Origin of the sequence: Mesorhizobium sp. LSJC280B00 (genome assembly GCF_000502835.1) — a bacterium.
Classification (GTDB): Bacteria; Pseudomonadota; Alphaproteobacteria; order Rhizobiales; family Rhizobiaceae; genus Mesorhizobium.
In genome coordinates this window covers 213,607-232,290 of record NZ_AYVL01000014.1, presented here as the reverse complement: position 1 = coordinate 232,290, position 18,684 = coordinate 213,607, and the positions used below count along the sequence as shown (strand labels likewise).

At 64.4% G+C, this 18,684-nt stretch carries 16 protein-coding genes and 1 pseudogene; 15 read left to right on the top strand and 2 right to left on the bottom strand.

The features are described from left to right. Positions 1–16: 16 nt before the first annotated feature. Together X773_RS59445 and X773_RS73710 are read right to left on the bottom strand one after the other, a co-directional pair. Entirely contained in the window at positions 17–493 is a 477-nt protein-coding gene (locus X773_RS59445; protein ID WP_051406158.1) for an NAD(P)H-binding protein, read from the bottom strand. Positions 494–512: 19 nt separating this feature from the next. Then, entirely contained in the window at positions 513–1,406 is an 894-nt protein-coding gene (locus tag X773_RS73710) for a methyltransferase domain-containing protein (protein WP_023677830.1), read from the bottom strand. Between the two features lie 129 nt (positions 1,407–1,535). Here X773_RS73710 and X773_RS59435 point away from each other — a divergent pair, with 129 nt between their 5' ends. From X773_RS59435 to X773_RS59375, 15 genes and pseudogenes are all read left to right on the top strand, one after another. After that, complete coding sequence (locus X773_RS59435) at positions 1,536–2,432, top strand: LysR family transcriptional regulator (RefSeq protein ID WP_023677829.1); 897 nt, start codon at positions 1,536–1,538, stop codon at positions 2,430–2,432. Between the two features lie 309 nt (positions 2,433–2,741). Further along, the gene (locus X773_RS59430) at positions 2,742–3,014 is read left to right on the top strand and encodes a hypothetical protein (RefSeq protein ID WP_023677828.1); all 273 of its coding nucleotides are present in this window, start codon (positions 2,742–2,744) and stop codon (positions 3,012–3,014) included. Between the two features lie 212 nt (positions 3,015–3,226). After that, positions 3,227–3,637, top strand: a complete 411-nt coding sequence (locus X773_RS59425) for a DUF3168 domain-containing protein (protein WP_023677827.1) — start codon at positions 3,227–3,229, stop codon at positions 3,635–3,637. Positions 3,638–4,010: 373 nt separating this feature from the next. Next, entirely contained in the window at positions 4,011–4,310 is a 300-nt protein-coding gene (locus X773_RS59420) for a hypothetical protein (RefSeq protein WP_023677826.1), read from the top strand. Between the two features lie 64 nt (positions 4,311–4,374). Next, positions 4,375–5,040, top strand: a complete 666-nt coding sequence (locus X773_RS59415) for a response regulator transcription factor (protein ID WP_023677825.1) — start codon at positions 4,375–4,377, stop codon at positions 5,038–5,040. Between the two features lie 10 nt (positions 5,041–5,050). Then, the gene (locus X773_RS59410) at positions 5,051–6,478 is read left to right on the top strand and encodes an ATP-binding protein (RefSeq protein ID WP_051406157.1); all 1,428 of its coding nucleotides are present in this window, start codon (positions 5,051–5,053) and stop codon (positions 6,476–6,478) included. A 121-nt stretch (positions 6,479–6,599) separates the two neighbouring features. Next, positions 6,600–7,034: a hypothetical protein gene (locus X773_RS59405; protein ID WP_023677823.1), complete on the top strand. Its 435-nt coding sequence runs from the start codon at positions 6,600–6,602 to the stop codon at positions 7,032–7,034. A gap of 222 nt (positions 7,035–7,256) precedes the next feature. Further along, positions 7,257–8,393, top strand: coding sequence for a c-type cytochrome biogenesis protein CcmI (gene ccmI, locus X773_RS59400; RefSeq protein WP_023677822.1), 1,137 nt, complete (start codon positions 7,257–7,259; stop codon positions 8,391–8,393). 3 nt (positions 8,394–8,396) lie between these two features. Further along, a complete protein-coding gene (gene ccmE / locus X773_RS59395; RefSeq protein ID WP_023677821.1) occupies positions 8,397–8,840 on the top strand; it encodes a cytochrome c maturation protein CcmE in 444 nt (147 codons plus the stop codon). Positions 8,841–8,854: 14 nt separating this feature from the next. Next, positions 8,855–10,792 (top strand): annotated as a pseudogene (locus tag X773_RS0138215) (heme lyase CcmF/NrfE family subunit); the annotation flags it as partial. A 120-nt stretch (positions 10,793–10,912) separates the two neighbouring features. Beyond that, positions 10,913–11,377, top strand: a complete 465-nt coding sequence (locus X773_RS78160) for a cytochrome c-type biogenesis protein (RefSeq protein ID WP_084641257.1) — start codon at positions 10,913–10,915, stop codon at positions 11,375–11,377. Positions 11,378–11,493: 116 nt separating this feature from the next. Further along, positions 11,494–13,050 carry a Do family serine endopeptidase gene (locus tag X773_RS59390; protein ID WP_023677819.1) on the top strand — a complete coding sequence of 519 codons (1,557 nt, stop codon included), beginning with the start codon at positions 11,494–11,496 and terminating at the stop codon, positions 13,048–13,050. Positions 13,051–13,449: 399 nt separating this feature from the next. Next, positions 13,450–14,124, top strand: a complete 675-nt coding sequence (locus X773_RS59385) for a response regulator transcription factor (RefSeq protein WP_023677818.1) — start codon at positions 13,450–13,452, stop codon at positions 14,122–14,124. A 6-nt stretch (positions 14,125–14,130) separates the two neighbouring features. Beyond that, positions 14,131–15,600 carry an ATP-binding protein gene (locus tag X773_RS59380; RefSeq protein ID WP_023677817.1) on the top strand — a complete coding sequence of 490 codons (1,470 nt, stop codon included), beginning with the start codon at positions 14,131–14,133 and terminating at the stop codon, positions 15,598–15,600. Next, a complete protein-coding gene (locus tag X773_RS59375) occupies positions 15,600–18,566 on the top strand; it encodes a bifunctional [glutamine synthetase] adenylyltransferase/[glutamine synthetase]-adenylyl-L-tyrosine phosphorylase (protein WP_198023572.1) in 2,967 nt (988 codons plus the stop codon). Before X773_RS59380 ends, X773_RS59375 begins: the two co-directional genes overlap by 1 nt. The last annotated feature ends 118 nt before the right edge of the window (positions 18,567–18,684 follow it).

Here is an 18,684-nt window from a genome sequence, read left to right as displayed (position 1 = left end):
CGTGCCGCTCCATTGCTCAGCTTGGGCGGCCGCACGATGGTCCAGTCGAGTCTGGACTCGCGATCAGGCGTTCTTTCACCTCGTGGTCCGCCACCTCATGGCGCAGCACCAATGGTACAATGATGTTGCCCAACAGAGGGCCTAGTTGCCACCGGCTGTCGCGAACCCCCAGGAATGACAGATAGATGAGCCGTTCGGGGCCGGCCTGCTGCATGGCCGCGACGATGAAGCCGATGCCGGCAACGACGGCCGGATCGCGTTTCAGCGGGGCGCCCACCCCAAGACAGCTGAAAACCGCATCATGCCCGACAATGGCGCGTTCGACCGCCTGCCGATCGGCGACATTTCCGACGATCATCCTCATATTTTCGTGGCTGATGGCAAGCTTGCCCGGCGTGCGAACGAACGCGGTCACCGCATGGCCCTTTGCCAGCGCCGCCGAGACAAGCACACGACCCGTCGCACCGGAAGCACCAAAGATCAGCAGTTTCATTGTCCGCTCCTGGAAACCGTTAGCCCGGCTTACGCCCGGCGACGAAGGCGACCGGCGCCCCGGTCGGGCCGGGCAGCAACCGGCAATCGGCATAGCCGCTCTGATCGACTAGGTCCTGGGCTGCGCCTTTTTCAAAGACCGTGCCGCCCCACATCGTGGTGCGGAAGCGGGCGAGGGCGTCTCCCAGTGCACCCGGTCCAGGATTGACCATTGCCAGCAGCAGCCAGCCGCCGGGCCGCAACGCGGCGTGGCTGCGCTTGACGATGGCCCTGACATCCGGCTCGGGGATGAAGGCGCTTGGTACGAAAACAAGGTCGAACGCGTCCGTGTCCGCGATATCCTGGCCCAGCCCGGTGCGCAGTTCGATGCGATGTTCGAGCCCGGCTGCCCTGAAGTTGGCATCGGCCTGCGCGATAGCTTCAGGCAGGGGATCGACACCGACGGCCTTCAGGCCGGGCCATTGCCGCAGCATCGACACCGACAGGGCGCCGACGCCGACGCCGATATCCAGGAAGGCTGCGCCCGGTGCGGCGAGCCTCTCCGGCAAACCGGCCAGTTGTGGCGCGATCAGCCGCTTCAGCAACGCCGGGAAGCCAGATGAAACGTCGCCGAAGGCCTGGCGTAAACGGGCTTCCAGGGCCTCGACGCTTTCGGAGGAGCGCGACAGCAGCTTGCCACCTGAAAGCAGGTCGACCCGGATGCTGGCCAGCACCGGCGTAAGTTCGATGACGCCAGCACTTGCCACGACGTCGGAGGCGCCGAGTTCGGCAAGCACGGCCCCTATGCGCCGGGCCACACTGCCCTCGAGTGGCGTGCCGGAAATACGCGCCTCCATCGCCAAACCGAGCGCCACCAACGCATTGGCCGACGTCGCGTGCCGCGCCACCATCGTTCGCAAACCTTCGATATCCATCGATCGTTTCCCTGAATTGGATCAGGCCTATTCTCGCGCGGACGTCAAATTCAGGCGATTTGCAATTTCCGGGCATGCTTGTGCAAAACTGCACAGGTGCGCGGCGAGGAATTGATCTAGACTAGGTTCGTGACAAAGACCGGCGAACCGGACTGGAACGATTTGCGCTACTTTCTCGCTGCCGCCCGCGCGGGAACGTTGTCGGGAGCAGCGCGCGTGCTCGGCGTGCGTCACACGACGATCAGCCGGCGCCTTGCTGCTCTTGAGGCGGCACTCGGGGTTTCGCTTGTCGTGCGAACGCGGCAAGGCATCGAGATCACGCCGCTTGGCCAGACATTGCTGCCGCTCGGTGATGACCTTGAACGTACCATGCAAGCACTGACGGCGCTTGTACGTTCGGGCAAGAATAGCGTTCGGCTGGCACTGCCGTCGGGCTTCAGCCCCCTTTTTGCCGAGCGTATGGCCGGGTTCCATAAGGCCCACCCAGATATCAACCTGGAACTGACGAGCGGCAGCAGGCCAGTGGACCTGCAGCACGGCGAGGCCGACCTTGCGGTCAGGATCGGCACCGTCGCCGCAGACGATTTGATCGCGCAGAAGCTTTGTGTTGCGGGCTGGTCGATCTATGCGTCCCAGCGCTATCTCGACCGTCACCCAATGCCCATCGACCCTCGCCAGTTGGCCGGACACGAGATCATTGGATTTCACGCAAGCCTTGCCGGCGTCCCCGGCGCCAAATGGGTTGAGGCGCACGGCGCCGGCGCGACAATTGTCCTTCGCGTTGCCGAAATGACGGAAATGTTGGCGGCGGCTCTGAGTGGCGCCGGTCTGGCGGTAATGCCCTGCATGTTGGCCGAAGCTGAACCGCGGATGGTGCGCCTTGCCCCCGACATTCTCGGCAGTCATCCGGTGTCGCTTGTCTATCGCCGTGAAATCGGGGCGGAGGCGCCGGTGCGCGCCGTCATCCGCTTCGTTTCTACCATCATCAAGGACCATGCCGAGGTGATCAGCGGCGAAACCCAGTAGGGGCATGGTGCAGCCGCTTGCGCGAGGTGCCGAGGATTGGCAGTCGTCACACGGGACGCTTGTCCCGCTCTTTGCGGGTCGCACCGTATCGTCCGGCGTTGGTCCTCTCGGAAGACTCGCTGGATACTCGATTTGCGGGAGCGCCAGAGAATCTTGCGATCCGCGATAATATTAACAGGTATTATTTCTGCCAGGTCTCTCACCACAGTTGGGTCATGCCAAATGCCTGAGAATTGAATTTCCGCTGTGAAACACCTATCTTACAGTGAAATTCACGTTTTCGACTTTAGCTGCAAGGAGATTTTACCGATGGCCCAAGGCAATCAGAACATCATGGGAAAATCTGAGGCTCGCTTCATGGAAAATCAAAAGAAGACGGCGGAGCGGAACAAAGCAACTGCCGAATATCTCTCGGAGGCGAAGGCCAGGACCATCAAGACGGCAAGGCTGAGGGAATTGCGACTGGCCAAGGAAGAGGCGGACCGCGCGGCGGCGGCTCTGAATCCGGTCGCGCCGAAGAAGAAGCGGGCGTCGCGGGCACTCAAGCAGGCCGTATCCGCATCGACGCAGGCGAAATCATGAGCCTGACATTTCACAATCCCAGCCGCAGCTAGGAAGCAAACGCATCCGCTTCGTCTGCCGCGGCGTCGCGCATCCCAGGAGCAGGGCTTATTGCCGAGATCATGAAGGTTCATAATCCGCATGAGACGCGCTGATTCGCGCTTTGCCGGGATGCCTTCATGCAACGCAGCTACGCAGCCGGGAGGTCGACGCGACGGGCGAAGGGAAAGACGATGACCGCGCCGGCCGTCGAATTGCAGAGGGCCATATTCGAGGCAGTGAACGGCGATCCCCACCTGTCGGCGGCACTGGGCGATGCAAGATTGTTCGACCATGCGCCGGAAAATGTTGCGTTCCCCCACATGACCTTCGGCCGCACCAGCGTCTACGATTGGGCAACGGGGATGGAGAACGACGCAGAACAGTTGCTGACGTTGCATGTCTGGTCGAAATCAGAGGCCAGCAAGGAAACCAATGACATCATGGACCTTGTTAGCACCCGCCTGCGCGATACGGCTCTCTCGCTCGGCGAACATCGCCGCGCCTACCTCAAGCTCGAATTCGCCGAAGCCCGCTACGACGAGGACCTTTCGGCCCATCACGGGCTGCTGCGCTTCCGCGCCGTGATCAAGGACGAGGGCTGACCACCGGGCACTTTTTGCAAATCGGGCAATTTTGTTCTTGCTTTGTGCCGGCAGCTATGCTACTAATTTCCCTATGGTGCTGATGACGCCAGCGACCCGCCGCAGAGGCGGGTTTTTTGTTTCAGGTTCGGTTCGCCTGAACTGCCATCGGTTGTCTTGGGCCGGATGCTTCGTCCTCCCAAATGGTCCTGCCCGCCAGATGATGCCGGTTGTCGGCGAAGGATTGGAGGGCTAGGTTAAACATTGGCGATTTCGCGGAGCCGGGCGGCGAAATGGCAATCCGGTAATCTCGCGCTTCAGGGGTGTGGCGGGCATGCATTCGAGCGTTCACCGTTCATATCACGTTCAGCACCGGCGCGTTAGAACGCTGACCATGAAGATCCTTCGCCCCCACTTCCGGACCGCGGCACTGGCGCTCGCAGCCGCCGGTCTGCTTGCGTCGCAAGCGATGGCGATCCCCGTTGTCGTGCCCGAGCAGCCGCAGCCGGTCGTCCTCGCCGCCTCCGACTGCTACGCGATCGGCCAGCAGGTGGCCGAGCAGAATGGCGGCACCTTGGCCAAGGCCTCGCAGTCGACACGCGGCGGCCAGCCGGTCTGCGTCATCGTCGTGCTCGTTCCGGGCAAGGACGGGCAGCGTCCTCGTCGCTCGGAGATCGTCGTTCCGCTGAACTGAACCGTGCCGTTTCCCAGTCTGCCGGAATCGGCCTATATCTGAACAGCTTCAACAGGCCTTCCGCATGCGCGTACTCGTCGTCGAAGATGACAAGGATCTCAACCGGCAGATCGGCGATGCGCTGGTCGATGCCGGCTATGTCGTCGACCGCGCTTTCGACGGCGAGGAAGGGCACTTTCTCGGCGACACCGAGCCCTATGATGCCGCGGTGCTCGATATCGGCCTGCCGCAGATGGACGGCATCAGCGTGGTCGAGCGCTGGCGGCGCGGCGGCCGCAAGATGCCGGTGCTGATCCTGACGGCACGCGACCGCTGGAGCGACAAGGTTGCCGGCATCGACGCCGGCGCCGACGACTACGTCACCAAACCCTTCCACATCGAGGAAATCCTGGCCAGGGTGCGGGCCTTGATCCGGCGTGCTGCCGGGCACGCTTCGTCCGAACTGACCTGCGGGCTGCTCCGCCTCGACACCAAGGCCTCCAAGGCCGACGTCGACGGCGTGCCGCTGAAGCTGACCTCGCACGAATTCCGCTTGCTTGCCTATTTGATGCACCACATGGGCGAGGTGGTGTCCCGGACCGAGCTGGTCGAGCATCTCTACGACCAGGATTTCGACCGCGATTCCAACACCATCGAGGTCTTTGTCGGACGGCTTCGCAAGAAGATGGGCATCGACATGATCGAAACTGTTCGCGGCATGGGCTACCGCATGCGTAAGCCGGAGGCGTAACGCGGAACCGCTGCCTACAAAACCCGCCGTCTCGAACACGCCGTCGCTGCGGTCATGGCCGCGTTCGGTGGCGTTTCGCGTCATCGCCTTTTCCACGGTCTGGGCGATCCTCACTCTGGTCGTCATCTTCACCTTGATCACCACGCTCTATCGCCAGGCCAGCGAGCGCGGTTTCGACAGCCTGCTTTCGGCGCATCTGTTCAACCTGATCGGCTCGGTCGGCGTTTCTGAAAGCGGCCAATTGACCGGCGCCCCCGACCTTGGTGATTTGAGGTTCTCGGAACCGAATTCCGGCTGGTACTGGTCGGTCGAGCCTGCCTCGGAAGGCGTGCACGGCGATCTCCATTCGTCGTCGATGACCAAGGCGATCCCGTCGCCAAGCGTTGCCGAGGTGCCCTTCAATGCCAGCTTCCAGCGCAGCTATTCAGCGGACGGCATCGAAGGCGAGCAGTTGGAGGTGTTCGAGAGCGAGTTCGTGCTCGATGCGAAAAACCGCGCCGCGCGCTTCCGCGTCATGGGCAACCAGACCGAGCTCGAGCAGGAAATCGCCACCTTCCAGCGGCGCCTTTTGACCTATCTGTCGCTGTTCGGCGTCGGCATGATCGCCATCAATGCGATTGCCATCCTGCTCGGCCTGCAGCCGCTGCGCCGGGTCAGGAATGCGCTTGCCATGGTGCGCGAAGGAACCGCGCAGCGCCTAGACGGCCGTTTCCCGGCCGAGATCGAGCCGCTCGCCAACGAGACCAATGCGCTGATCGAGAACAACAGGCGTATCGTCGAGCGGTCGCGCACGCAGGTCGGCAACCTGGCTCACTCGCTGAAGACGCCGCTTGCCGTGCTGCTCAACGAGGGACGGGCGCTGGGTGGCGCCAAGGGTCAGCTGATCGCCGAGCAGGCCGCTTCCATGCAAAAGCAAGTGGACCATTATCTGCAACGTGCCCGCGTCGCCGCGCAGCGCGACAGCGTCGTCTACCGTACGCCGGTGGCGCCGCTGGTCCAGCGCATGGTTCGGGTGCTGCAGAAGCTCAACCCGCAGACGGCGCTGTCGCTCTCACTGCCGGCCACCGACATCGTCTTTGCCGGCGAACGCGAGGACCTGGAGGAGCTGCTCGGCAATCTGTTCGACAATGCGATGAAATGGGCAAGGAGCGCGGTCGCCGTTTCGGTCAAGCCAATCTCCAGCAAGGGTGGCGCTGGCACGGAAGGCGCAGCCAACCTGTTCGAGATCAGCATCGAGGATGACGGCCCCGGCATTCCCGACGACAAGGCGCGCGAGGTGTTGCAGCGCGGCCGGCGTCTCGACGAGACAAAACCGGGCAGCGGGCTCGGACTTGCCATTGTCGCCGACCTTGTCAACGAGTATGGAGGCTCTCTGGCGCTGGAACGATCCGTCATGGGTGGATTGAAGGCGATGGTTCGATTGCGGAGCCTTCAGTAATGCTTTTCCAGATTGCTTTTCCAGGTGGCCGGCTGCGGCCAAATTTCCGACAAACATCGACATTATGGCCGCGCCAGCTGCTGACAGCGCGGCGGTCCAGCTCAAGAAAGCCGGTATTGGCATGAAGATTCGCGTCGCGCTCGTTTCCGCCCTGCTCGCCGTCTCCGGCTGCACAACGCTCGGCAAGGGCCCGGCCGTTACGGTGACGCCGGCCGCGACGCCCCCCAGCGGCGCCAAGGTGGCGACGACGATCATCTCCGCCATGGGCGGCGGCCTCGTCGGCGGCTCTATCGGCGCCGGCCTGAGCGAGACCGAGAAGCGCAGCGCGCTCGAGGCGGAATACAAGGCGCTTGAATACACGGCGAGCGGCCAGAAAGTGGCTTGGAAGAGCGACAGTTCGGCCCATCGCGGCGAAGTGGTCGCCGCCCAGCCCTATCGCGTCGGCTCGCAGGACTGCCGGCAATACACCCATACGGTGTTTACCGGCACCGCCGGCGCCACCGCGCGCGGAACCGCGTGCCGCAATGCCGACGGCAGCTGGACGCCGCTGACGTAGCTGGCCGGCCGTCGATCCGCCGATTCCGGTCCGGCACTAAAGCGCGTCGCGTTCGACCGGCCTCATGCGACGCGCTTTAGGTTCTTGTTTTGATGCATGGTCGTTATCGCAAAACCGCTGCACACTTTTGCGCGACATGCATTATCGATCGGAGCGGCCCCGCCAAAGCGTCGCAGCACGCTTGTGTTGGCAGGGCAAGGGTCTCGTTCTATTGGAAGAGCCATGCTGTTCTGGGTCATAGCCGCAATCCTGACGCTGGGCGCAAGCCTGGCGGTGCTGCTGCCGTTGGCCGGCGGATCGAAGAACGCGTCCGCTGCCGGCGATCACGACCTTGAAGTCTATCGCGACCAGCTGGCCGAGCTTGACCGCGATATGGCGCGTGGCCTGATCCAGCCAATGGAGGCCGAAGAGGCACGCGCCGAAATCGCCCGCCGCATCCTTCGCCTGAGCAATGCCGGCCACGCCGACGACACGGCGACGCAGCCGTCGCGGTCGACAAGGCTGGTGGCGACGGCGGCCGTGCTGCTGGTTCCGCTGGTCAGCTGGGGCCTCTATGGCCAGCTCGGCTCACCCGACCTGCCGTCGCAGCCGCTCAGCGAACGCCTGGCCAAGAACCCCGCCGACAGCTCGGTCGACGAGCTGATAGCCCGCGCCGAGGCGCACCTGGCGGCCAACCCATCCGATGGCCGCGGCTGGGACGTGCTGGCGCCGGTCTATCTGCGCATGCAGCGATACGCCGATGCGGTGACCGCCTATCGCAACGCCATCCGCCTCGACGGCGACAGCGCCGCCCGCCAGGCGGGTCTTGGCGAGGCGATCGCCAATGCGGCCGGCGGCATTGTCTCCGCCGAAGCGCAGGCGGCTTTCGAGGCGGCGTTGAAGTTCGATCCGGCCAATCCGAAGGCCTCGTTCTATCTCGCCATGGGCATGGCACAGGAAGGCCGCATAGCTGAAGCCACGGCGGCCTGGCAAAAGATGCTTGCCGCCTTGCCGCAGGGCTCGCCGTGGCGCGGCGCCGCCGAGCAGGCGCTGGCCGAATCCGCCGCCCGCAGCGTCGCTTCGGAGGCGCCCGCGAAAGGGCCGACCGCCGAGGATATCGATGCTGCTTCCTCGATGTCGCCGCAGGACCGGCAAGCCATGATCAGCACCATGGTTGCCGGCCTCGACGAAAAGCTTCGGCAAAATCCGCGCGACGAGGAAGGGTGGATGCAGCTCGTTCGTTCCTATGCCGTGCTGGGCAAGACAGATCAGGCGCGTGACGCGCTCAATCGCGGTATCGCCGTCTTTGGCGCGGACAGCGACCAGGCCAGGAAATTCACCGCCTTTGCCGCCTCGCTTGGCGTGACGGCGACGGAGTAGGCGATGACGCGCAAGCAGAAACGACTGTCGGTGATCGCAGCGGGGCTGGGGTTTCTCGGTGTTGCCACGGGGCTGACCTTCTATGCGCTTGGCCAGAAGGCCTCCTATTTCTACATGCCGGCCGATCTGGCCACCGCCAGCCTTCAGCCGGGCCAGCGCATCAGGCTCGGCGGTCTCGTCGAAAAAGGCACGGTCGAGCGTAGCCAAGGCGCCACCGTCGCCTTTTCGGTGACCGACAACCAGAAGGACGTCAAGGTCACCTATACCGGCATTCTTCCCGACCTCTTCCGGGAAGGACAGGGCGTGATCACCGAAGGCTCGTTTGGCCCTGACGGAATCTTTGTCGCCGACAGCGTGCTGGCCAAGCATGACGAGACCTATATGCCCAAGGAAGTGGCCGACGGCCTCAAGGCCAAGGGCGTATGGCAGGAGAGCAAGAGTGACTAGCGGGTGCGGTGACAATGGTTGAAACCGGACATTTCGCCCTGATCCTGGCGTTTGCGCTGGCCCTGGTGCAGACGATGGTGCCGCTGTTCGGTGCGCGCACCGGCAACCACAAGATGATGGCCGTCGGCGCACCGGCCGCGCTGACCGGCTTTGCCTTGACGGCGCTGTCTTTCGTGGCTCTGGCAACCGCCTACGCCGGCTCCGACTTCTCGGTTGAGAGCGTCTGGGAGAACTCGCATTCGCTGCAGCCGCTGATCTACAAGATCACCGGAACCTGGGGCAATCACGAAGGTTCGATGCTGCTCTGGGTGCTGATCCTGACCTTCTTCGGCGCGCTCGTCGCCGTCTTCGGCGGCAATCTTCCGGCGACGCTCCGGGCCAATGTGCTTGCCGTGCAGGGAGCGATCGGCGCCACTTTCTTCCTGTTCATCCTGACGACGTCGAACCCGTTCGTCAGGCTCAATCCGGCGCCTATCGAGGGCCGCGATCTCAACCCGATCCTGCAGGACCTCGGCCTCGCCATCCATCCGCCGCTGCTTTATCTCGGCTATGTCGGTTTCTCGATCTGCTTTTCCTTCTCTGTCGCTGCCCTCATCGAGGGCCGCATTGACGCTTCGTGGGCGCGCTGGGTAAGGCCGTGGACATTGGTTGCCTGGATGTTCCTCACCGGCGGCATCGCCATGGGCTCCTACTGGGCCTATTACGAGCTCGGCTGGGGCGGCTTCTGGTTCTGGGATCCGGTCGAGAACGCATCCTTCATGCCGTGGCTGGCGGGCACGGCGCTGCTGCATTCGGCGATCGTCATGGAAAAGCGCTCGGCGCTGAAGATCTGGACGCTGCTTCTGGCGATCCTGACCTTCTCACTGTCGCTGCTCGGCACCTTCCTGGTGCGTTCCGGCGTGCTGACCTCGGTGCACGCATTCGCCACCGATCCGACGCGTGGCGTGTTCATCCTCTGCATCCTGACGCTGTTCATCGGCGGCTCGCTGGCGCTGTTTGCCTTGCGCGCCTCCCGGCTGACGGCCGGCGGCCTGTTTCACCCGATCTCGCGCGAAGGCGCGCTGGTCCTGAACAATCTGTTCCTGACCACCGCCACCGCCACCGTGCTGGTCGGCACGCTCTACCCGCTCGTCGTCGAAGCCCTGTCTGCCGACAAGATTTCGGTCGGCGCGCCGTTCTTCAACCTGACCTTCGGCCCGCTGATGGTGCCGCTCTTGGTCGTCGTGCCGTTCGGGCCGCTGCTCGCCTGGAAGCGCGGTGACATTTTCGCGGTCGCCCAGCGCCTGATGGCGGCTTTCGCGGCGGCGCTGCTCGCCGTGCTGGTGACGGCCCTGTTCATCGATGGCGCTTCGGTGTTGGCGGCACTCGGTGTCGGCCTTGCCTTCTGGCTGATCTGCGGCGCGCTCACCGATCTCGCCGTCAAATCCGGCTTCGGCACCGTCGCGCCCGCCACCATGCTCAGGCGCTTCGCCGGCCTGCCGCGCTCGGTCTTCGGCACAGCGCTTGCGCATCTCGGCCTCGGGCTGACAACGCTCGGCATTGTCGGCACGCTTTGCTTCGGCACCGAAAAAATCTTGGCGATGCATGCCGGCGAGACCGTCGAACTGTCCGGCCACAAGCTGCGCTTCGAGGGGCTCTACCCGGCCCAGGGGCCTAACTACAGTGAGGATCGCGGCCGCTTCGCCCTGCTTGGCGCCGACGGTAGCGTCGCAGGCGAGATCACCTCGGCCAAGCGCTCATATCCGGTGCGCCAGATGACCACAACCGAATCCGGCATCAGGACGATCGGCTTCAGCCAGCTCTATCTTTCGCTTGGCGACGAGGGCAGCGATGGCTCTGTGGTCGTTCGTCTGTGGTGGAAGCCGCTGGTGACGCTGATCTGGGGCGGCGGACTGGTGATGATGGCGGGCGCGGCGATGTCGCTGCTCGACCGCCGCCTGCGCGTCGGCGCACNGGGGCGGCGGACTGGTGATGATGGCGGGCGCGGCGATGTCGCTGCTCGACCGCCGCCTGCGCGTCGGCGCACCGTCGCGCCGCAAGGCTGCGGCCGGCGTGCCATCGGCGAGCCCGCAATGAAAAGGGTCACGCTGGCCTCGCTGGTCCTGCTGCTGGCGCTGTTGTTCGCCGGCGCCGCGCAGGCGGTCAAGCCCGACGAGGTGCTCGCCGACCCGGCACTCGAGGCGAGGGCGCGCGCTTTGTCGGAAGGCCTGCGCTGCATGGTCTGCCAGAACCAGTCGATCGACGAGTCCGATGCCGACCTCGCCCGCGATCTGCGCATCCTTGTGCGCCAGCGCCTGGTCGCCGGCGATACCGACCGGCAGGTGATGGACTATGTCGTTTCGCGCTACGGCGAATTCGTGCTGCTGAAGCCACGCTTCAATCTGCGCAATGTTTTGCTCTGGGGGACGCCAGTTCTTCTGCTGCTCGTTGGCGGGACATTCATCCTGCTGGCCGCCCGCTCGCGTCGTTCGACGGTGACCGCTGCATTAACTGCCGAGGAACAGGCGGCGCTGGACAAGATGCTCCGCCGCGATTGATCGATACATTACGAAAGTTTCATGTACCGGAAATGGCGCCGTAATGTGCGGCTCTCTATTTCCTTTGTCGAGGATGCCAATCAAGGGGCGTCCCTTGAAAAGAGGATACGAGAACCATGAATGTTGCCCCCAATTCATATCTACGCACCCGCAAACGCCTTCTGGCCGCAGCCGCATCCCTGGCCATTGCCGGCGCGATCGGCTTTGGTGCTGTTGCCACCGGGACAGCCCCGGTGCTGGCCGACGCCGTGCGTGTCGAGGCACCGCAGGTCCCGAGCTTCGCCGATGTGGTCGAGCGCGTTTCGCCGGCGGTCGTCAGCGTGCGCGTCAAGGCCAAGATCCAGTCGACGGCCGATGACGGTTCCGGCCAGATGGACGACGAGGACGGCTTAGGCAATCTTCCGGACAACCCGCAGCTGCGCCGGTTCTTCCGCGAATTCCGCGGCTTTGGCGATCAAGGCGGCGATCAGGGCCCGAACGGAATGCGCCGTTTTGGACACCGTGACCGCAACAACGACCAGCCGCGGCCGGTGGCGCAAGGGTCCGGTTTCTTCATCTCCGATGACGGCTATCTCGTCACCAACAACCATGTCGTCGAGGAGGGCACCGCCTTCACCGTGGTGACCAATGACGGCAAGGAACTCGACGCCAAGCTGATCGGCACCGATCCGCGCACCGATCTTGCCGTGCTCAAGGTCGATGACGGCAACAAGTTCACCTATGTCGACTTCGCCGATGATTCCAAGGTTCGCGTCGGCGACTGGGTGGTGGCTGTCGGCAATCCGTTCGGCCTCGGCGGCACGGTTACCGCAGGCATCGTTTCGGCCCGCGGCCGCGATATCGGCGCCGGTCCCTATGACGACTTCATCCAGATCGACGCCTCGGTGAACCGCGGCAATTCGGGCGGCCCGACCTTTAACCTCAACGGCCAGGTTGTCGGCATCAACACCGCGATCTTCTCGCCCTCGGGCGGCAGCGTCGGCATTGCCTTCGACATTCCCGCTTCGACCGCCAAGCAGGTCGTGCAGGATCTGATGAAGAACGGCACCGTGCAGCGTGGCTGGCTCGGTGTCGAGATCCAGCCGGTCACCCCCGAAATCGCCGAGTCGCTTGGCCTTGGGTCCGGCAAGGGCGCGCTCGTTGCCAGCGCGCAGGACAACGGTCCCGGCAAGAAGGCCGGCATCACCGCCGGTGACGTGATCACCCAGGTGGACGGCAAGGACGTTGCTTCGCCGAAGGAACTCGCCCGCCTGATTGGCGCTTACCCGCCCGGCAAATCTGTCGATGTCACGGTGTGGCGCAACGGCAAGAGCGAGGCGGTTAAGGTCGATCTCGGCAAGCTGCCGTCGAGCGACAAGCAGGCCTCGGCCGACCAGCAGCCTGCCCCCGCGCCGAAGACCGACACGCTCGCCGATCTCGGCCTGACCGTCACCAAGTCTGACAATGGCAAGGGCCTTGTGGTGACCGATGTCGACCCCGACAGCGATGCCGCCGATCGCGGCATCCAGCCCGGCGACGTCATCACCTCCGTCAATTCGGCGGAAGTAAACGGCACCGGCGACGTCGACAAGGCGATGGCCGACGCGGTGAAGTCCGGCCGCAAAGCGGTGCTGATGCAGATCACCCGCGACGACAGCAACCGCTTCGTCGCACTGCCTGTCGCCAAGGGCTGAGCGCATGACCCCGAACACGTATTCCGTTTTCGGAAAGGCTCATGCGCCGATTCAAGGTGCTAGAGCGTCCTTTGCGCGTCCAAGAGGACGCGCGGCGCTCTAGTGGTCGACTTTTCCGGTGCGGCGGTTTTCAACACCCCCGAGCCGCCGCACGGGAAAGCACGGGGCCTGAATACGTTAGTCAGTCATCGTGTTCCGCCCCAGCGGCAGCGGGCTTCCCATCGCCCGCTGCCGCTCGAACATGCCGCTCAAGGCGTGAAGCGGTTTTAGGCTACGACATGCTAAAACAAAGACTTACCGCGTATCCCTGAATCACTTTGTTCGCGATACGCCATGGAGAAGGCCACGATGCATATGCCGGCCACTCAATCTTCCAGCGAAATCGCGTATAACGGTTCTATGAAGATTCTCGTCATAGAAGACGATCGCGAGGCAGCCGACTACCTGCAGAAGGCGTTCGCCGAGGCCGGCCATACCGCCCATGTCGCCGGCGACGGCGAAACCGGCTTCGCGCTCGCTGATTCCGGCGACTATGACGTCATGGTCGTTGATCGCATGATGCCGCGCCGCGACGGCCTGTCCGTCATTGCCGGGCTCAGGTCCAGAGGCAATACGACGCCCGTGCTGATCCTGTCGGCGCTCGGCGAAGTCGACGACCGGGTCACCGGTCTGCGCGCCGGCGGCGACGACTATCTGACCAAGCCCTACGCCTTTTCCGAGCTGCTCGCCCGCGTCGAGGTGCTGAACCGCCGCGCCAGCGCCAGGGAAGCCGACACCGTCTACCGGGTCGGCGATCTCGAACTCGATCGGCTGTCGCATTCGGTGCGGCGCGCCGGGCGCGAGATAACGCTTCAGCCCCGCGAGTTCCGCCTGCTCGAATATTTGATGCGCCATGCCGGCCAGGTGGTGACGCGCACCATGCTGCTCGAGAATGTCTGGGACTACCATTTCGATCCGCAGACCAACGTCATCGACGTTCATATCTCGCGGCTGCGGGGCAAGATCGAGAAGGGCTTCGACAAGCCGATCCTGCACACGGTTCGCGGCGCCGGCTATATGCTGAAAAGCGGCTAGAACCCCATGACTCTTTCCGTGCCGGCCATCATGAAGACGACGGCAGCGCGGCTTTCGGCGCTTTATCTTCTGCTTTTTGCGCTGTGCGCGGTGTTGCTGGTCTTGTACATGACCTCGCTCTCGGCGCGCATGCTGACCGGCCAGACCCAGGACACGATCAACGACGAGGTGCTCGGCCTCGCCCGCGCCTATCAGCGCGGCGGCTTGCCGCTGCTGGTCCGTGTCGTCGAGCAGCGCTCCCGCCAGCCCGGCGCCAATCTCTATCTGATCGCCGATGCCAACGGCCAGATCCTGACCGGCAACGTGCAGAGCCTGGAGCCGGGCGTGATCGAGGCCGAGGGCTGGACCATCGAACCGTTCTCCTACCGCCGCTTCGGTGAGGGCGAGCTCGAGCGGCAGCGCAACCCGGTCTCCGACCCGAACGAGCCCGCCCAGAGCGAAGTTCAGGCCGAAGGCGAGAAAGGCCACAACGCCATTGCCCTGGTGCTGCGCCTGCCCAACCAGATGATCATGCTGGTCGGCCGCGACCTCGGCGAGCCGGAGCGCTTCCGCGCCGTCATTCGCCGCGCCTTGATGCTGGCGCTCGGCATGATGGGCGTCGGCGGGCTGCTGATCTGGTTCTTCGTCGGGCGCGCGGCGCTGAAGCGCATCGACAGCGTGTCGGAGGCGAGCCGCCGCATCATGGGCGGCGATCTTTCCGGCCGGCTGCCGGTCACCGGCGCCGGCGACGAGTTCGACCGGCTGTCGGAAAACCTCAATTCCATGCTGGCCAGGATCGCCACGCTGAACGAGGGCCTGAAGCAGGTCTCCGACAACATCGCCCACGACCTGAAGACGCCGCTGACCAGGCTGCGCAATCGCGCCGAGGCGACGCTTTCCGGCAAGCACAACACCAGCGACTACCGGCAGGCGCTGGAAGGAACGATCGCCGAATCCGATCAGCTGATAAAGACCTTCAACGCCATCCTGATGATCTCGCGACTGGAAGCCGGCTATTCCTCGGAAAGCACCACCAGGGTTGATCTGGCCGCTGCCGTGCACGACGTCGTCGAACTCTACGAGCCGGTAGCGGAGGAGGCGGGCGTGACGCTCGAAACTTCGGTGCAAGGTTCCTTCGCCGTCAACGGCAATCGCGAGCTGATTGGCCAGGCGCTGTCCAACATCGTCGACAACGCGATCAAATATTCGACCGACTCGACCTCCAGGCCTACGGTTCGCGTGACGCTGGAGCGTGTCGGTAGCGAGATCAGACTCGCCGTCTCCGACAACGGCCAGGGCATTCCCGACGATGTCGACCGCGCCAGGGTGACCGAGCGTTTCGTGCGGCTGGAAAAGAGCCGCTCGCAGCCGGGTTCCGGCCTTGGCTTGAGCCTCGCCAAGGCGATCGTGACGTTCCACAATGGACGGCTTGAGCTTCTGCCCGGCAATCCCGGATTGTCCGTCGTCATGAGTTTTCCCGGGCGGGAGGATCGCTGATGGTGGCGAGGATGGCAGTGCGACGCCTCGAAACGGACTGGCTGTTGAAGCCGGCGATAAAGCTCGTTCCGCTGGATGCAAGCCGCGCCAGGCAGGGATTGTCGGAGATCGCCGACGCCGCGCGGCAAAAAGAACTGCCGCGACTGGCGAAATTCTTGGCAGGCAAGGGGGTCGTCCAGGATTTCCTCGCCGCCGTGTTCGACCTGTCGCCGTTCCTGCGCGATACCGCGCGCCGCCGGCCGCGGAGACTCGATGCGCTTTTCGACGAGACCATCGAGGCGCGGCTATCATCGATCGGCGCCGCGGTCGACAAGGCAGCACGCGTACAGGCCGTCTCCGAAAGCAGCCTGATGATGGAGCTGCGCCAATGCAAGGCGGAGGCGCATTTCCTGATCGCCTTGGCCGATCTCGCCGGCGAAGCCGAGACCTCGCTGACGGTGCGGCGACTGAGCGACCTTGCCGACGCCTGCACCCGTGCGGCTGTCGATTTCCTGCTCCGCGACGCGCATGAGCAAGGCAAGCTCCGATTGCCGGATGCCAAAAATCCGGCGCGACGCTCGGGCTGGATTCTGCTCGGCATGGGCAAGCTCGGCGCGCATGAGCTGAACTTTTCCTCCGACATCGACCTCGTCGTCTTCTTCGACCCCGATGCGCCAGCTGTCGTCGATCCGCTCGATGCAACCGAGCTGTTTTCGCGCCTGACCCGCCGGCTGGTCCGCATTCTCCAGGACCGCACCGAGCATGGTTATGTCTTCCGCACCGATCTCAGGCTTCGTCCCGACCCCGGCTCGACGCCGCTGGCGATCCCGGTCGAGGCGGCGCTGCGCTACTATGAGGCGCGCGGCCAGAACTGGGAGCGCGCCGCCATGATCAAGGCGCGCCCGGTGGCCGGCGATGTTGCCGCCGGCGCCGCGTTCCTGAAGGAGCTGCAGCCCTATATCTGGCGCAAATACATGGACTATGCGGCGATTGCCGACGTCCATTCGATCAAGCGCCAGATCCACGCCCACAAGGGCCATGGCGAGGTCGCGGTCAAGGGCCACAACGTGAAGCTCGGCCGCGGCGGCATCCGCGAGATCGAGTTCTTCGTCCAGACCCAGCAGCTCATCGCCGGCGGCCGCTTTCCCGAACTGCGCGGCCGCGAGACCGTGTCGATGCTCGGCGAGCTCTCCGCCCGCGGCTGGATCACCGCCGACGCGCGCGATGCGCTCACCAGGCAATACTGGTTCCTGCGCCGCGTCGAACATGCCATCCAGATGGTTGCCGACCAGCAGACGCATATCCTGCCGGAGGACGAAGAGGGGCTGGAGCGCGTCGCCCGCATGCTGGGCTTTGCCGATGCGGCAGGCTTTGCCGAAACGTTCCGCGCGGCGCTGCACCAGGTCGAGCGCCACTATGCAGCGCTGTTCGAAACCGCGCCGGAGCTTTCGGCCGGCATCGGCAATCTGGTCTTTACCGGCGACGTCGACGATCCCGATACCTTGCAGACCTTGCAGCGGCTCGGCTTCCAGCGGCCGAGCGACATCTGCCGGGTTATCCGCGGCTGGCACTTCGGCCGCTACCGCGTCACCAGGTCGGCGGAAGCGCGCGAGCGGCTGACCGAACTGACGCCGGCGCTGCTGCAAGCCTTCGGCCAGACGCGGCGGGCGGACGAGGCAGTGATCCGCTTCGACGAATTCCTTGCCGGCCTGCCTGCCGGCATCCAGCTGTTTTCGCTGCTGCAGTCGAATCCGGCTTTGCTGAAGCTGATGGCGACTATCATGGGCGCGGCACCGCGGCTGGCCGCCATCATCACGCGCCGGCCGCATGTCTTCGATGGGCTGCTCGATCCGGCGCTGCTGAGCGAACTGCCAAACCGCGCCTATCTGTCGGCGCGCCTTGCCGCCTTCCTCGAAGGCGACAGAGCCTATGAAGACGTGCTCGACCGGCTGCGCATCTTTGCTTCGGAGCAAAAATTCCTGATCGGCGTCAGGCTGCTTGCCGGGTCGATCGACCCGCCGCGCGCCGGCCGCGCTTTTTCCGATCTCGCCGACCTGACCATCGAGGCGGCATTGCAGGCGGTGATGGCGGAATTCGCTTTGCGTCATGGCTATATTGCCGGCGGCCGGGTCGCGCTGCTCGGCATGGGCAAGCTCGGCAGCCGCGAACTGACGGCGGGCTCCGACGTCGACCTCATCCTGCTCTACGATCACGACGCCGATGCGGAGGAGTCCGACGGCGACAAGCCGCTTGCCCCGTCGCATTACTACAGCCGGCTGACACAGCGGCTGATCGCCGCCGTTTCCGCGCCGACCGCCGAGGGCGTGCTCTACGAGCTCGACCTTCGCCTGCGGCCGTCCGGCAACAAGGGGCCGGTGGCCACCCATGTCGACGCCTTCAAGAAGTATCAGCGCCAGGACGCCTGGACATGGGAGCACATGGCGCTGGCGCGCGCCCGCGCGATCGGCGGCGATGCCGAGCTCTGCCGCGAGGTCGAGGGAGAGGTTGCCGCAGTGCTCGCTCTGCCGCGCGATCCAGCCAAGGTGATGGCCGAGGCATCCGAGATGCGCGCCATGGTCGACAAGGAGAAGCCGCCGCGCGATCCCTGGGACATCAAGCTGATCCCGGGCGGCCTCATCGATCTCGAATTCATTGCCCAGGTTGCGCTGATCACCGGAAAGATCGAGGCAGGCCGCAGGGCCACCGGCACGGCTGAGGTCCTGTCGCGCCTGGCGCCGGATTTCGCCAGCGCCCAGGTCAGGCAGGAACTGGTGGATGCCTATTCGCTCTATCTGGCGCTGACCCAGATGATACGGCTTTGCCTCACCGGCGCGTTCGAACGCGACGACGTTCCGCCAGGGCTTTCGGATCTGCTTCTGGCCGTCACCGACCTGCCAGATTTCGGGGTGCTTGAAGCGCATCTCGGGGAGACGTCGCAGAAGGTCAGAAAGGATTTCGACCTTCTGCTTCGTGCGAAAAAACCGTGACGGCAACCAGCCGTACGGGCGAGAGCATCGGGCCCAAAATTGCGACCTGCTTTGGGAGGTTCCGATGTTCAATCAAAGAGATAGAGCGGGGATTGAAGGTCCGCCGCTCTAGCATCGG